This is a genomic window from Flavobacterium sp. J49 (assembly GCF_011742145.1).
Classification (GTDB): Bacteria; Bacteroidota; Bacteroidia; order Flavobacteriales; family Flavobacteriaceae; genus Flavobacterium.
Genome location: NZ_JAAQQU010000074.1, coordinates 1 through 233, shown reverse-complemented (window position 1 = coordinate 233; position 233 = coordinate 1). Strand labels below are relative to the sequence as shown.

Annotated in this window: 1 protein-coding gene; it reads left to right on the top strand. The window is 41.6% G+C overall.

What is annotated here, in order from left to right:
* Positions 1-233: hypothetical protein (locus tag HA632_RS01880; protein ID WP_176305550.1), on the top strand; the 233-nt coding region annotated here is incomplete at both ends.

Below are 233 nucleotides of genomic sequence, written 5' to 3'. Positions count from 1 at the left end.
TGTCATACTGAAACTTTAAACTTGACTATTACGCCAAGCACTTCAAATACCACTACCGCTTCGGCATGTGATACTTATACGTGGTCAGTAAACGGAACAACTTATACGATTTCGGGGACTTATACATCGGTAGTAGGATGTCATACTGAAACCTTGAACTTGACCATCACGCCAAGTACTTCAAACAGTACTACTGCTTCGGCTTGTGATAGTTACACTTGGTCAGTAAACGG